Below are 14,465 nucleotides of genomic sequence, written 5' to 3' on the forward strand. Positions count from 1 at the left end.
CTTGCGTTTCAAGGGCCTGCGCGGCGCTTACTTGTGCCCGATGAGCGTTCCGGCGCCGCCCTCGGTGAAGATTTCCATCAGGATCGCGTGGGGCACGCGGCCGTCCAGGATGACGGCGGCGTCGACGCCCTTTTCCACCGCCTGGATGCAGGTCTCGATCTTGGGGATCATGCCGCCGCTGGCGGTGCCGTCGGTGATCAGGGTCTTGGCCTGTTCCACCGACAGCTCGGGGATCAGGTCCTTGTCCTTGGTCAGCACGCCGGCCACGTCGGTCAGCAGCAGCAGGCGCTTGGCGTTCATGGCGGCGGCCACGGCGCCGGCGGCGGTGTCTGCATTGATGTTGAAGGTCTCGCCATGCGGGCCGAAGCCGATGGGGGCGATGACGGGAATCAGGCCGGCGTCCTGGATGCGGCGGATCATGCCCGGGTTGACGTTGAAGGGATCACCCACGAAGCCCAGGTCCAGCACCCGCTCGATGTTGCTGTCGGGGTCGCGCTTGGTCCGCATGACCTTGCGGGCCTCGATCAGGTTGCCGTCCTTGCCCGACAGCCCGATGGCCTGGCCGCCCTGGTCGTTGATCAGCTGCACCAGCTGCTTGTTGATGGAGCCGGACAGCACCATCTCGACGATCTCGACCGTCTCCTTGTCGGTGACACGCAGGCCGTCGATGAATTCCGACTTGATCTTCAGCCGGTCCAGCATCTGGCCGATCTGCGGCCCACCGCCGTGCACCACGATGGGGTTGATGCCCACCTGCTTCAGCAACACGATGTCGCGGGCGAACATCTCGCCCAGGCGCTCGTCGCCCATGGCGTGGCCGCCATACTTCACGACGAAGGTCTGGCCGGCGTAGCGGCGCATATAAGGCAGCGCTTCCGACAGGGTCAGGGCCTTGCCCAGCCATTCCTCGCGGGAGGCGGCCAGGGAGGAGGAAGCGGCGGTGGCAGCGGTCATCGGCTCGGGATCCGTGTCACGGGATGGAAGGGCGGTTCGTATCTATACCCGACCCGGCCCTGGGGCAATCCCCCGTTACGGCCGGTGCGGCGATGGGGACCAGCATAGCGGTGCCGGCCGTTCGTGCGTGTTACGGATTGGCTAAAGCCGCCAGGCTGGCCCGCAGTTCCGGCACGCCCTGGCCCGTCTCGCTGCTGGTGAACAGCACTTCGGGATGGGCGGCCGGGTGCTTCTTGATGGCGGCCTGGGTGGCGGCATGCACGTGGTTCAGGGCCAGGCGGGTCAGCTTGTCGGTCTTGGTCAGGACCACCTGGTAGACGACGGCGGCGTTGTCCAGCATGCCCATGACTTCCATGTCGATGGGCTTGAAGCCGTGGCGGCTGTCGATCAACAGGCAGCAGCGGCGCAGGGTCACCCGGCCCTTCAGGTAGGCGCGCACGAATTCGTTCCACGCCTCCACCTTGTCCTTGCTCTCCTTGGCGTAGCCGTAGCCCGGCATGTCCACCAGCGACAGCCGGTCGCCCAGGTCGAAGAAGTTCAGCTGCTGGGTTCGGCCCGGCGTGTGGGAGGTGCGGGCCAGGGTCTTGCGGCCGGTCAGGGCGTTCACCAGACTGGACTTGCCCACGTTGGACCGGCCGGCGAAGGCCACCTCCGGCAAGCCTTGCGGCGGCAGGTTGTCCTTGGCCGAGGCGCCCCACTTGAATTCGCACTCCTTGGCGAACAGCAGGCGCCCCCGCTCCAGCGCCTCGGGCGAGATGGGGGTCAGTGCGGGCAGGGGGGGCAACTGGATGGCCATGGGCCGTACTCTCTCACGATCTGGAAATGGCGCGGGGGCATGGAACCTTGTCCCATGCCCCCGGCGGTATGAAAACAGGTCTTACATCAACGGTGTGCGGCCACGCCGCATGCCGTTGTAGGCCGCGAGTGCGTCCGCCGGAGCGCGTACCGCAGGGCGGAGCGAGGAAGCCAAGGCCGCGGATGCGGCCGCCCGGCGCTTGAGGGCGCCTTTAAGTCGGCTTCACACCCATGCGGCGCATCAGCACGTACTGCTGCGTCACGCTGAACAGGTTGGACCACACATAGTAGATCACCAGGCCGGCGGGCAGGGAGCCCATCATCCAGGTGAAGACCAGGGGCATGGTCATCATCACCTTCTGCTGCGTCGGATCCATGCCCGGGGTGGGCGTCATCTTCTGCAGCAGGAACATGGTGCAGCCCAGCAGGATGGGCCAGACGCCCAGGTGCAGGAAGGTGGGCGGGGTGAAGGGCAGCAGGCCGAACAGGTTGAACAGGCTGGTCGGATCGGGCGCCGACAGGTCGTGGATCCAGCCGAAGAAGGGCGCGTGCCGCATCTCGATGGTGACCGACAGCACCTTATACAACGACCAGAAGATGGGCATCTGGACCAGGACGGGCAGGCAGCCCGTCATGGGGTTGGCGCCTTCCTTCTTGTACAGCGCCATCATCTCGATGGACGCCTTCTGCTTGTCGTCGCCGGCGCGCTTGCGGATGGCCTCCACCTGCGGCTGCAGCTTCTTCATCTTGGCGGCGCTGCGGAACTGCTTCTGCGCCAGCGGGAACATCAGCGTGCGCAGGCAGATGGTGAACAGCATGATGCCCAGGCCGAAGTTGCCCAGCAGGCGGCCGAAGAAGTCCAGCGCCAGCGAGAACGGCATGGTCAGGAACCACAGGTGGCCGAAGTCGATGGCCCGGTTGAACAGCGGGATGTGCTGGTCATCCTGGTAGCTGTCCAGCAGCTTCATCTCCTTGGCGCCGGCGAACAGGCGTTCGGTGCCCTCTGTGCTCTGCCCGGCCTCCAGCGTCACCGACGGCTCGGCATAGTCGGTCTGGTACAGGTCACCCTTCTCCTGGTGGGTGACATGGGCCGTCAGGCTCTTGGCCTGGTCCGGCACCAGGCTGACCAGCCAGTACTTGTCGGTGATGCCCAGCCAGCCGCCCTTGGTGTCGAAGGACTTGGAGGTCTCGCCCGCCACGTCCTTGTAGCTGATCTCCTTCAGCGTGCCGTCCATCAGGCCAATGGGGCCTTCGTGCAGCATGTAGGAACCGACCAGCGTCGGGTGGCTTGCCCGCGCGATGCGGGCGTAGGGGTAAAGGGTGACGGCGGCGGCGCCGTTGTTCGTCACCTTCTGGGTGATGCTGAACATGTAGTTGGCATCGACCGCCACCGTGCGCTCGAACGTCAGGCCCTGGCCGTTGTCCCAGCGCAGGGTGACGGGATGCTCGGGCGTCAGCTCACCCTGGTCGGCGGCCTGCCACTCGGTGGTGGGGCCCGGAACGGCGGCGCCGTTGGCGGTCCAGCCGTATTCGGCGAAGAAGGCGCCGGGGGCGCCGCTGGGCGACAGCAGGGTGACGGCCGGGCTGCTCTTGTCCACCGTCTCGCGGTAGTCCTGCAGGCTGAGGTCGTCGAAGCGGCCGCCGCGCAGGTTCAGGCTGCCGGCCAGGCGGGGGGTGCGGATGGTGATGCGCTGCCCTTCGCCCAGCACCGTGGCGCGGTCGCGCAGGGCGTCGGCCACGCCGCCGGCGGCGACGGCGCCCGGCGCGCCCGTGGGCGCGGCCCCGGGGGCTGGCGGGGCGGCCAGGGCTTGCGCCGCTTCCTGCTTGGCCTTCGCCTCCTGCAGGGCGCGCTGGCGCGGCGCCTCATAGAAGAAGTGGAAGCCCAGAAGGATGGCGGCCGACAGGCCGATGGTAATGAACAGGTTCTTCTGATCGCTCATGTATTCACTTCCCACACGACCCGGGCCGGCCACGGCGGCAACTCTGGAAACAAACGGCGGCAGGACCCTAACGGGCCGCGCGTCCCCCGTCCATATGGCAGCATTGAATGTCAGGCGAATGACGCCGGAAATGCGATGATTCGGGCGGCATATGGTTCGCTGGCGGCACCGGATCCAGTCCCCCGTCGCTCCAGGGATGGCAGCGGGCGATGCGCCGCGCCGCCAGCCAGCCGCCCTTCACCCCGCCGTGCACGGCCAAAGCCTCCAGCGCGTAGGCCGAACAACTGGGCTCGAACCGGCAGCGCGGGCCCAGCAGGGGCGCCAGCAACAGCCGGTAGAGATGGATGGGCAGGCGCAGGGCGCGGGCCAGCGGGCTCATGATGCCGCCGGGCCGGCATCCGGCGAGGCTGGCTGACCTGCGGGCACAACGAAAGCCTGGGCGCCCTCGGTCCAGGCGCCCAGCTTTTTCAAGGCCAGGATCAGGTCAGCCAACAGATCGGCGTAGCGCCGGGTGACGGTTTCGCTGCGCGCGATGACGACGAAATCGGTGTTGGGCTTGCCATGAAGGGCCAGCACGGCACGGACGGCCGCGCGGAGGCGTCGCCGGGCGCGGTTGCGCTTGACGGCGTTGCCGACCTTCTTGCTGGCGGTGAAGCCCACGCGCACCAAAACGTCGCCGGCGGCTGGCCGCTGGCGATCGTCGTGGGCACGGGCTTGCAAAATCAGGCCGGGGGTTGCCCATTTACGGCGCGCCCCGGCAACGGCCAGAAACTCCGACCGTTTCAAGAGGCGCCCCACCACGGCTATGCGCCGGGGCGCCATCTCCCTGCCTTAGGCGGAGAGACGCTTGCGGCCCTGGGCGCGACGGCGGGCCAGCACCTTGCGACCGCCGGGGGTCGCCATGCGGGCGCGGAAGCCATGGCGGCGGGCACGCACGAGCTTGCTCGGCTGGAACGTACGCTTCACGACTGATACTCCGGATATAAAACTGGAAAATGGAAGGGCGTTGTATAGTGGCGGCCCGGCGCAGAGTCAATGCGCCTGTTCCACGTCGAAAGGATGGCCGCATTGCCTGTGGAGAGGGCGTCCGACGATTATGAAAGCTCTGGCGCCGGCCGTCCAGCCCGCCCGCTGATGTCTTGGATAGGGCGGCTGGCGCCCCTTGGCCTTTTGCTGGCGGGACTTATTGTGGTGTTGGCGGCCGGCGGGCACCACTGGTTGACGGTAGAGGCTTTGACCGGGCGCTTGGGCGATCTCTCCGCCCTGGTCGCCGGCCATCCCGCCTGGGCCGCGGCGGCGGTGTTCGGCGTGGCGCTGGGCGTGGCGGCCTTGTCCCTGCCGGCGGCCACGGTGGTCAGCCTGGCGGCGGGTTATGCCTTCGGTGCCGGCCTGGGCGCGCTGCTCTCCGTGGCGGGCGGCACCCTTGGCGGCACCTTGGTCTTCCTGGCCCTGCGCCGGGCCGGCGTGGGTGGGATGGCGAGGCGGCTGCCCGGCTGGCTGAGGCCGGTCGCGGACCGGCCCTGGGCCGTCATCCTGGTGCTGCGCCTGCTGCCGATCATGCCGTTTTCCGCCATCAACGTGCTGGCGGCGGCGATTCGCATGCCGGTCCCCATCTTCATCATCGGCACGGGGCTTGGCGCCTATCCCCCGCAATTCCTCTATGCCTTGCTGGGCGCGCGGCTGCCGGCGCTGCTGGCGGCGGGGGAGCGGCCGGGCCTGGGGCTGGTGCTGCGGCCCGAGGTGGGCGGGCCCCTGGTCCTGCTGGTGCTGCTGGCCCTGGTGCCGGTGGCGATTCGCCATTGGCGGCGGGGTGCCTGAGTCGCGATCCGATGAGTCGCGTTTCGGCGATTGGGCCCCACTTAATAAGAGAGACACCAAGAAGAAGGAGGGCCGCCCATGGCCTGGGATCCCGCGCAGTATGGATTGTTCGAGGCGGCGCGCGCCCGCCCGGGGCATGACCTCATCGCGGCCTTGCCGCCGTGCAAGCCCGCCACCGTGGTGGATTTGGGCTGCGGCGCGGGCAAGCTGACCATGGCGCTGGCCAACCGCTGGTCGGCGGCGGAGGTGGCCGGCATCGACAGCTCATCCGCCATGCTGGGACGCGCCGCGCTGCTGGACACCCGTGTCGCCTGGGAACTGGGCGACATCCGCCACTGGACACCCAAGGCGCCGGTGGATGTGCTGTTTTCCAACGCCGCCCTGCAGTGGGTGGAGGGGCACGGGACCCTGTTCCCCCGCCTGCTCAGGGGTGTGGCGCCCGGCGGGGTGATGGCGGTGCAGATGCCGCGCAACTTCGCCTCCCCCTCCCACACCCTGCTGCGCCAGGTGGCGGAGGATGGCCCCTGGGCGGCGGCGCTGGCGGGCAAGCTGCGCGAGGCGCCGGTGCACGACCCCGCCCAGTATTACGACTGGCTGGCCCCCATCGCCGCCCACGTGGATGTGTGGGAGACGGAGTATCTGCACGTTCTCGATGGCCCCGACCCCGTCCTGGAATGGACCAAGGCCACCGCCATGCTGCCGGTGCTGGAAACGCTGCAGGGGGCCGAACTGGCGGATTTCATGGAGCGTTACCGCGCCGCCCTGGCGGCCGCCTACCCGCGCCGCGCCGACGGCCGCACGCTGTTCCCCTTCCGCCGGCTGTTCATCGTGGCCACCCGGGCTTCCTGAATTTGATGGGCTGAATTTGATGGGCTGAAATTGACGGAAAACGGGGTTGGGCGGAAAATGGCGCGTCCACCCCTTTTCTTCCCGCAAGAGGCCCCATGACCGTCCTTGAGGTCGCCGTCTACGCCCTGGTTCTGACCGGCGGCAAGACCCCGTTCTTCTGCGAGCAGAAGGACCAAGTGGTGGTGGAATGCACCAACGGCCTGTCGGCGACGGAGGAGAAGGGCGTCATCCACTACGACAACGGCGTGGTGGTCTCCCGCCTGCCCGATGGCAACCTGTCCTTCTCCAACGGCATCACCGCCCATTGGGGCGCCGGCAGCTGGGTGCAGTTCAGCAACGGCGTCAGCATGCGCCGCGTGGCCGGCGGCAACTTCAGATCCTCGACCGGCATGCTGTGCGAGGCTGGCGGCACGACCAAGGCGTCGTGCCATGAGGAATCATAAGTGAGTGCCGATGTCTAATTTCAGGATGGCCCGAGTCTTCGGTGCGTCTGTTATTCTCCTTTTTATTTTGGCAGTGTTGTGGGGAACTTTGCGACCCTTATTTTATCATAAATATATTCAGTCAGCGGAGTGCGCTCGGCAAGGGAGCATTTTGTTCGTGCCGATGCGTGATGCCTTCGACGGGCAAGAAAAGGGCAATACGCAAGGGATGCAATTTGAGGACGACGGCCTAGTTTTTCGTTTCTGGCCACAGTTCTATGCGATGGATTGGGAGTCTTTCAGAGGTCTATCTGTGAATTTCAATGAAAATTATAAATCTATGGGGCACTTGGAGTTTGTATATAAAAGCGGAAAGAAAATGGATGTCGGGTTTATTCAGCGGTCCTGCTGGATCAGCATGAAGGAATACGTCCAAGATAGCGGGCACACACACAGTGTTTCGATCGGTGTGTCTGAAGTTGGCCGCAATTAAGCCCTTTACAGCCCATAGCTCTTTATAAGCAACACGTCACACCACGCTGTCCGGCGCCAAGGCGCAGGGTTCGCCGTGGCCGGTTTCCACTTGCACGGTGGCGTGGTTGATGCGGAAGCGGGTTTTCAACTCGCGGCAGACTTGCGCCAGCAGTTGGTCGCCGTCGCGATTGTCGGGGCGCACCAGGTGCGCGGTCAGGGCCGTGTCGGTGGTGCTGAGCGCCCAGACGTGCAGGTCGTGCACCTCGGCCACGCCGGGCAGGGCCGCCAGGTAGGCGCGCACGGCGGCAAGGTCCACCCCGGCGGGCACGGCGTCCAGGGCCAGGTTCAGCGATTCGCGCAGCAGCGACCAGGTGCCCAGCACGATGACCACGCTGATCACCAGGCTGATGACCGGGTCCAGCCAGTTCCATCCCGTCCACAGGATCAACGCGCCGGCGATGACCACGCCCAGCGTGACCAGGGCGTCGGACGCCAGGTGCAGGAAGGCGCCGCGCAGGTTCAGGTCATGCTCCGACCCGCGCATGAACAGCAGGGCCGTGCCGCCGTTGACCAGGATGCCGCCGGCCGCGACCCACATCATGATGGTGGGGGCGGCGGGCTCTGGTTCGCTGAAGCGGCGCACCGCTTCCCAGGCGATGCCGCCGGTGACCAGCAACAGCGCCACCGCGTTGGCCAGCGCCGCCAGGATGGAGCTGCCGCCCAGGCCATAGGTGTAGCGGCTGGACGGCCGGCGCCGCGCCAGGATCACCGCCACCCAGCTGGCGGCCAGGCCCAGCACGTCGGACAGGTTGTGGCCGGCGTCGGCCAGCAGGGCCAGCGAGTTGCTGACGAAGCCGTAGAATGCCTCCGCCCCGACATAGGCCAGGTTCAGGGCGATGCCGATGGCGAAGGCCGTGCCGGCGTCGGCCGGGGCGGCGTGGTGGTGGCCGCCCAGCCCATGGCTGTGGCCATGGTGGTCATGATCATGGCCGTCATGGTCGTGGCCATGTCCATCATCGTGACCGTGATCATGGCCTTGATGATCATGCACGCCGGGGCCGTGGTCATGATGGCCGTGCCCATGGTCATGCCCCGTACAGCCATGATCATGGCCGTGTTCATGTCCATGGTCATGGCCTTGCGCCGGGGCGGACTTGGGATGGTCGTGGTCGTGCGGGGCCATGGGCTTCGGGGACGGGCTCGGGGATGGGGCGGGCGGCAACCATAGCGTGGGTGGGCCCAGGGGCGCCACCGGCTTGGATCCCGGCGGGCTTATGCCGCAGGGGATCTCGGGGGCCGCAGGGGGCTTACGCGCCGGCGCCGCCGGCAGAGGCCGCCGCCTCGGTGGTCTTGGCCAGGGTCAGCTGGTCCAGCCGGGTGCGATAGCCGACGACGGCGGCCAGCACCTCGTTCATACGCTTTTCCGGATCGTCCACCCGGCTGGTCAGCCCCATCAGGGCGTGGGCCTCGCGGCGCAGCGCCTCCACCTCGTCGGCGGGCAGGGCGCCGCGCGTCTTCAGGATGCCCAGCAGGTTTTCCATGCGGCGTATGTGGGTGGTGGCCTCCAGCCGCAGCTCCCCCGGGGGCAGGCGCCGCTCCAGGTCTTCCAGCACATGGGCCGCCCGCAGGGCGTGGTCCATGGCGCGCTTTTCCGGCGGGTGCACCGACAGGCCGGGCAGGGCGAATTCAACCAGGAACGCCACCTGGAAGCCGTGGCGGATGACCTTTTCCGAATCGATGACCTGGGCGGCGTGGGCCGTCAGCTCATGGATGTTCACGCGGTCGAACTCCCCCGTGCACTTCAGGCGCAGGGGGTTGGGCACGTCGATCAGCTGCACCACCTGTCCCTCGCGGGGGCTGCGGCGGCGGTCCGGCCCGATATAGTCGCTGGTGACGACGAACTTCTTGCGGTTCTCGATCAGGTTGACCAGCCGGTCCTGCACCTGCTTGGGCGAATAAGGCTTCACCAGGATGTCGTCCGCGCCGGAACCGGCGAAGCGGATCATCATCTGCTGGGTGGGGTTCCAGGTCATGACGATGGCGCCCACGAAGGGGTTCAGCGTCGTCAGGCCGTGGCGGATGGCGTGGATCCAGCGCAGGGCGGCCCCCTCCGCCTGGTCGGCGTCCAGGATGACCAGGTCTATGGTGGCCGGGCTGCCGGCGGCGTCGGTCAGGTTGGCGTGTTCCGTCACCTTGTCCATGCCCATGCGGGCCAGCATGGCGCGCAGGATGCGCCGGGTGTTCAGGTCGGCATCAACCAGCAGGGTCTGGATCTTGCTGAGATCGGTGGCCATGGGGGCGGCGGACTTCAAGGCGGCGAGGGCCGGCGGGCCGGCGTCTCAGGGGACCAGGGGGCGAGTCGCGGGTAGTCATTCCGACAGCCCAACGACGCGGGCGAATCATGGCCGTTTACCGTCAAGAATGCAATAAATGCGAGAACAGGCGGCCGGATCCGAAAGGATGCCCCCGATAGTGGCGGTCAAGCCGCCAAGACCCGCTGGTATTCCCCGTCGGCGAGTTCTGAAATCAGGGGACGGTCACGCCCCCTGATACATGGGTGCCACCGGGCGGCGCCCGCTTTAGCCAATGATGGACGGGGCATCGGCCAGGTGGTCAGCCGACGATGCGTTCCGTCACCGTGGGGCCGCGCGTGGCCGGTCCGGCGCCCAGGGTGAAGGCCTGGCGCAAAGCCGCCACGGCGGCATCGGCGTCCGCCTCGGTGGCGGCGTGCACGCGGGCCAGCGGCCGGCCGGTTGGATCGACCTGGTCGCCCAATCCCACGATGCCGGTGAAGCCGACGCGATGGTCCACGCCGTCCTGCGGCCGGGTGCGGCCGCCGCCCAGGGCCACCACGGCGATGCCGACGGCGCGGGTATCCACGGCGATGACGGTGCCCGCTTCCGCCGCATGGATGTCGCGCACCACCGGTGCCGCGGCCAGATAGGTGTCGGACCGCTCCAGGAAGTCGGCCGGGCCCCCCAGGGCGGTCACCATGCGGCTGAAGCGGTCGGCGGCGCTGCCGTCGGCCAGGGCCCGGTCCACCTTGGCCCGCGCCTCATCCAGGTCCGCGGCCAGACCGCCCAGCAGCACCAGCTCGGCCGTCAGCTCCCGCGTCACTTCCCACAGGCGGGCCTCCGGCGCCTCGCCCTTCAGGATGGCCACGCACTCCGCCACCTCCACCGCGTTGCCGGCGGTGGTGCCCAGCACCTCGTTCATGTCGGTCAGCAGCGACACGGTGGGCAGGCCGGCGCCGCGCGCCACGCTGGCGATGCTGCGGGCCAGGGCCTGGGCGTCATCGTACTTGGCCATGAAGGCGCCGCTGCCGAACTTCACGTCCATGACCAGGCCGTCCAGCCCCGCGGCCAGCTTCTTGGACAGGATGCTGGCGGTGATGAGGTCAATGCTTTCCACCGTCGCGGTCACGTCGCGGATGGAATAGAGGCGCCGGTCGGCCGGCGCCAGGTCGGAGGTGGCGCCGATGACGGCGCAGCCGACCTCGCGCACCACCTGGCGCAGCCTCTCCAGATCCGGCTGCACGACATAGCCGGGAATGCTTTCCATCTTGTCGAAGGTGCCGCCGGTGTGGCCCAGGCCCCGGCCGGACAGCATGGGCACGAAGCCGCCGCAGGCCGCCACCAGGGGCGCCAGCAGCAGGCTGACCTTGTCGCCCACGCCGCCGGTGGAATGCTTGTCCAGGATGGGGCCGGGCAGGTTCTGCGACCGCCATTCCATCACCGTGCCGGACTGGGTCATGGCGCGGGTCAGGGCCACGCGCTCCTCCATCTCCAGCCCTTGGAAATAGACGGCCATGGCGAAGGCGGCGGCCTGGCCCTCGGTGACGCGGCCGTCGGTCAGGCCGCGCACGAAGTCGGTGATGTCCGCGGCGGCCAGGCGGCCGCCGTCACGCTTCTGGCGGATGATTTCTTGGGGAAGCATGGAATGGTCCGTTCGCGTATGGGGGCGTCCGCCGGAGGGGCGGCGCGGAAGGTCGATGAAAGGGGGCTCAGTACCCGCTGGTGGCCGCCGGCCGGCCGTCGCCCTGGCCCAGGGCTGCCAGCAGGGCATCCAGCAGGCCCGAGGCGCCGAAGCGGAAGGTGGCGGGGCTGACCCAGCCGGGACCGCAGATCTTGTCGGCCAGCGCCAGATAGTCCCGCGCCCCGTCCAGGTCGCGGATGCCGCCGGAGGCCTTGAAGCCCACGGGCCGGCGGGGATTGCCGTCGTCGTCGGGCGTCAGGCTGTCGCGGCAGGCCTCCAGCATGATGCGGGCGGCCCCCAGGGTGGCGCCGATCTGCACCTTGCCGGTGGAGGTCTTCAGGAAATCGGCACCGTTGCGCACGGCGATCTCCACCGCCTTTTCGATGAAGACGGGCTTGGCCAGGCTGCCGGTTTCCAGGATGACCTTCATGACGGCGTCGCCCGCCGCCTCGCGCGTGGCGGCCAGCACCTCATCCGGCTGGGTGCTGTTGGGGTAGTGCATGATGCTGTGATAGGGGATGACCACGTCGATCTCGTCGGCGCCGTCGGCCAGGGCGGCCAATGTCTGCTCCGCCACCTTTTCCGGTGACAGGCTGCCGCCGGGGAAGTTCACGACCGTGGCGATGCGCACCCCCGTTCCGGCCAGCCGCGCGCGCGCCTGGGGGACGAAGCTGGGCCACAGGCAGACGGCGGCCACGCGGCCGGCGGGGCTGACCGCCCGGGCGCACAGCGCGTCGGTCGTGGCCTCGTCCTCTTCCTCGTTCAGGCTGGTCAGGTCCAGCAGCGGCAGGGCGCGGCGGGCCAGGGCCTGTCCTTCTGGCGACTGGGGATCGGTCATGGCGCTACCAGATTAGAAACTGAGGTTGTCCGGCCCAAAGGAGAAGGGCAGCAGCTGGTCCATGGTGAAGGTGGCGCGCACCCCCTCCAGCCCGGCCACATGGATCAGGGTGTCGGGGGTGGAGAATTCGCGCAGGCGCTGGCGGCAGCCGCCGCAGGGTGTGCACAGGCCCGACGTGTCGGCGGACGGGTCGGCCGGCGCGCCGATGACCACGATCTCGGCGATGCGCTTCTTTCCGCCCGCCACCATGGCGCCGATGGCGCTGGCCTCCGCGCACTGGCCCTGCGGATAGGCCGCGTTCTCCACATTGCCGCCGGCGAAGACGGCGCCGTCCGGCGTGCGCAGGGCCGCCCCCACCAGGAAACGGGAATAGGGCGCATGGGCATGGCCGCGCGCGGCCGCGGCGGCGGCGAACAGCTCAGGCACGGCCGCAGTGGGGGCCGCAGAGGGGGCCGGTGTGGGGGCCGGGGCGGGCGGGGGGGCGGTCATGGCCGTCGGCGTCTCCTGATCCGGGGATGCGGAAGGTGGGATAGGGCGATACCACCAGGGTGGCATGGGGACACCGCCATAACCTGACCAAATGGTCAAGTCGCAGGGTGTGCCCAAGGCGATGAAATCGCAAGGCCCGAAAATGCGAAAGCGGCCTTTGAGGGACCGCTTTCAACACGTTCAGGCGCTGGCGTGCCGCTCTGCGGCGGCAATCTCAATCAAACAGGGCGTCGATGTCCGATTGGCTGCTGGGACCAGCGGGCTTGGCCGGCTTGGGCGCCTCGCCACCGGTGGCGTTGAACAGGGCGTCGATGTTGTCCTGGCTGACGTCCGTCAGGGCCGGGCCATTCAGCAGGTGGGCGTCCGGGCGGGTGTCGCCGGGCTTGGTGGACATCATCGGGTCGCCGTTGCCTTCCACCCCCCAGATGCCGATCATCGCGGCCACGCGATGCTCGATATAGCGCAGCGTGTTCACCACCTTGGTGGTGCGCTGGCCGGTGATGTCCTGGAAGCTGCAGGCCAGCAGAATGGACATGACGTGGTTTTCGATATCGGTGGCGATTTCGATCACGTCGATGTGGCCGGTGCGGGCCAGACGTTCGGTGGTGGCCTGGATGGCCTCTGCGGCGGACAGGATGTCGCTGGTCGCCCGTTCCGTGGCGGTGACGATGGCGTCCAGCTCCGAGGTGGCGGCCAGGATACGGCTGTTGGCCGAATCCTTGGGCACCATCTGGGCGATTTCCTGCTTGGTCTGCTCGATGTGCGAGGACAGCTGCCGCAGTTCCTGCCGCATCATGTGCATGTGCGGATGCTGGCCGGCGATGGCGATGCTGCCGTCGCTCAGCTGATGGCTCATGGACTGCAGCTTGCCGACCTCGGCCCGTAACGCGCCCAGCAGGTCACCGCCCGCCGAGGCGCCCAGATTCCGCATGTGGGCGTCGCGCTTTTCCAGAAAGGCGCGGGTCCGCGGATCGTTCAGCAGCTCGGCCTCAATGGCCGTGTAATCGGCGGCCGTGATGGCCGCCGTTTCAACCACACCCGTCTTCTGGCCCATGCGGGTTACTCCAGCGTGCCGAGGACGCTCTCGATCTTCTTTTTCAGCGTTTCGGCGTTGAACGGCTTCACGATGTAGTTGTTGACGCCGGCTTCCTTGGCGGCAACGACGTTCTCGGTCTTCGATTCGGCGGTGACCATGATGAAGGGCGTGCTCTTCAGGCGGACGTCCGCGCGCACTTCCTTCAGCAGCTGCAGGCCGGTCATGGGCTCCATGTTCCAGTCGGAAATGACCAGGCCGACGTTGGAGCCGCGCAGCTTGCCCAGGGCCTCCGCACCATCGGCGGCCTCTTCAATCTGGGTAAAGCCGATCTGGGTCAGCAGGTTGCGCACGATGCGGCGCATGGTGGCGTAGTCGTCAACAACGAGGACGGGGGTGGCAGAGGCCTTGGCCATAGGAACATGTCTCCGGAGGGTACTTGGCGATGCGGTGGGCGAGCCCACCGGGGTGTTTACGAGCGTGATATCCCGCGGGACCCTAACACGAGTCCGGGTTCTCGCCCATCACCCACCCGTATGGGGAGCGTCGAAAGAAGAAGTGCCGCGATCGGCGGACATGGGTGAGGTGAGTGGAATGCGAACTGTTGCGTAATGCAATGCATTAATAGAAAGCCCTATCCCAAGGGTGCGATGCGGTAAGCAACTGATGGCCACAGAAAAGGTCTATGCAAAAAGGCCTACGACCATGGTTATTTCCCGATTTTCTTATAATGCACTGAATTCATTGAGTTTTAGTGACGGAACAGTGTCGGCGCCGTTCCGCTGGCACGGTGGGTGCTTATAACCAGGCATGAACCAACCGGGGCCGCTGAAGCCCCCCACCGAACCGATAGGAACCCCATCATGATCCGCATCGCC

General features: G+C 67.6%; 17 protein-coding genes. 4 read left to right on the top strand and 13 right to left on the bottom strand.

The annotated features are described in order from the left end of the window. Positions 1–27: 27 nt before the first annotated feature. The 6 genes from argB to rpmH all read right to left on the bottom strand — a co-directional run bounded on the left by argB (position 28) and on the right by rpmH (position 4,655). Positions 28–954, bottom strand: coding sequence for an acetylglutamate kinase (argB, locus tag FBZ88_RS19400; RefSeq protein ID WP_145618810.1), 927 nt, complete (start codon positions 952–954; stop codon positions 28–30). 130 nt (positions 955–1,084) lie between these two features. Continuing rightward, positions 1,085–1,750 (bottom strand): ribosome biogenesis GTP-binding protein YihA/YsxC, encoded by a 666-nt coding sequence (gene yihA / locus FBZ88_RS19405; protein ID WP_145618811.1) that lies wholly within the window; start codon positions 1,748–1,750, stop codon positions 1,085–1,087. Between the two features lie 211 nt (positions 1,751–1,961). Beyond that, complete coding sequence (yidC, locus tag FBZ88_RS19410; RefSeq protein ID WP_145618812.1) at positions 1,962–3,689, bottom strand: membrane protein insertase YidC; 1,728 nt, start codon at positions 3,687–3,689, stop codon at positions 1,962–1,964. Positions 3,690–3,756: 67 nt separating this feature from the next. Next, entirely contained in the window at positions 3,757–4,068 is a 312-nt protein-coding gene (gene yidD, locus FBZ88_RS19415; RefSeq protein WP_145618813.1) for a membrane protein insertion efficiency factor YidD, read from the bottom strand. Then, on the bottom strand, positions 4,065–4,511 hold the full coding sequence (gene rnpA, locus FBZ88_RS19420; RefSeq protein WP_145618814.1) for a ribonuclease P protein component: 447 nt from the start codon (positions 4,509–4,511) through the stop codon (positions 4,065–4,067). Before rnpA ends, yidD begins: the two co-directional genes overlap by 4 nt. Positions 4,512–4,520: 9 nt before the next feature. After that, a complete protein-coding gene (rpmH, locus tag FBZ88_RS19425) occupies positions 4,521–4,655 on the bottom strand; it encodes a 50S ribosomal protein L34 (protein ID WP_044558639.1) in 135 nt (44 codons plus the stop codon). A 279-nt stretch (positions 4,656–4,934) separates the two neighbouring features. On the opposite strand from rpmH, the gene FBZ88_RS19430 reads away from it, so the two are divergent. The 4 genes from FBZ88_RS19430 to FBZ88_RS19445 all read left to right on the top strand — a co-directional run bounded on the left by FBZ88_RS19430 (position 4,935) and on the right by FBZ88_RS19445 (position 7,271). Then, positions 4,935–5,507 (top strand): TVP38/TMEM64 family protein, encoded by a 573-nt coding sequence (locus FBZ88_RS19430; protein ID WP_186464492.1) that lies wholly within the window; start codon positions 4,935–4,937, stop codon positions 5,505–5,507. A gap of 78 nt (positions 5,508–5,585) precedes the next feature. After that, positions 5,586–6,356, top strand: a complete 771-nt coding sequence (locus FBZ88_RS19435) for a methyltransferase domain-containing protein (protein WP_145618816.1) — start codon at positions 5,586–5,588, stop codon at positions 6,354–6,356. A gap of 95 nt (positions 6,357–6,451) precedes the next feature. Then, positions 6,452–6,799 (top strand): hypothetical protein, encoded by a 348-nt coding sequence (locus FBZ88_RS19440; RefSeq protein ID WP_145618817.1) that lies wholly within the window; start codon positions 6,452–6,454, stop codon positions 6,797–6,799. A 157-nt stretch (positions 6,800–6,956) separates the two neighbouring features. Then, on the top strand, positions 6,957–7,271 hold the full coding sequence (locus FBZ88_RS19445; RefSeq protein WP_145618818.1) for a hypothetical protein: 315 nt from the start codon (positions 6,957–6,959) through the stop codon (positions 7,269–7,271). 36 nt (positions 7,272–7,307) lie between these two features. Here FBZ88_RS19445 and FBZ88_RS19450 read toward each other — a convergent pair whose 3' ends face one another. The 7 genes from FBZ88_RS19450 to FBZ88_RS19480 all read right to left on the bottom strand — a co-directional run bounded on the left by FBZ88_RS19450 (position 7,308) and on the right by FBZ88_RS19480 (position 14,003). Further along, positions 7,308–8,435: a cation diffusion facilitator family transporter gene (locus FBZ88_RS19450; protein ID WP_145618819.1), complete on the bottom strand. Its 1,128-nt coding sequence runs from the start codon at positions 8,433–8,435 to the stop codon at positions 7,308–7,310. Between the two features lie 124 nt (positions 8,436–8,559). Continuing rightward, positions 8,560–9,546: a response regulator gene (locus FBZ88_RS19455; RefSeq protein WP_145618820.1), complete on the bottom strand. Its 987-nt coding sequence runs from the start codon at positions 9,544–9,546 to the stop codon at positions 8,560–8,562. A gap of 319 nt (positions 9,547–9,865) precedes the next feature. Then, positions 9,866–11,188 (bottom strand): thymidine phosphorylase, encoded by a 1,323-nt coding sequence (gene deoA / locus FBZ88_RS19460; protein ID WP_145618821.1) that lies wholly within the window; start codon positions 11,186–11,188, stop codon positions 9,866–9,868. Positions 11,189–11,255: 67 nt separating this feature from the next. Continuing rightward, the gene (gene deoC, locus FBZ88_RS19465) at positions 11,256–12,065 is read right to left on the bottom strand and encodes a deoxyribose-phosphate aldolase (RefSeq protein ID WP_145618822.1); all 810 of its coding nucleotides are present in this window, start codon (positions 12,063–12,065) and stop codon (positions 11,256–11,258) included. 12 nt (positions 12,066–12,077) lie between these two features. Next, the gene (cdd, locus tag FBZ88_RS19470) at positions 12,078–12,554 is read right to left on the bottom strand and encodes a cytidine deaminase (RefSeq protein ID WP_145618823.1); all 477 of its coding nucleotides are present in this window, start codon (positions 12,552–12,554) and stop codon (positions 12,078–12,080) included. Positions 12,555–12,768: 214 nt separating this feature from the next. Continuing rightward, the gene (locus FBZ88_RS19475) at positions 12,769–13,608 is read right to left on the bottom strand and encodes a protein phosphatase CheZ (protein ID WP_145618824.1); all 840 of its coding nucleotides are present in this window, start codon (positions 13,606–13,608) and stop codon (positions 12,769–12,771) included. Between the two features lie 5 nt (positions 13,609–13,613). Continuing rightward, the gene (locus FBZ88_RS19480; protein ID WP_004272313.1) at positions 13,614–14,003 is read right to left on the bottom strand and encodes a response regulator; all 390 of its coding nucleotides are present in this window, start codon (positions 14,001–14,003) and stop codon (positions 13,614–13,616) included. Positions 14,004–14,465: the final 462 nt, after the last annotated feature.

Source organism: Nitrospirillum bahiense, assembly GCF_007828025.1.
Lineage (GTDB): Bacteria > Pseudomonadota > Alphaproteobacteria > Azospirillales > Azospirillaceae > Nitrospirillum > Nitrospirillum amazonense.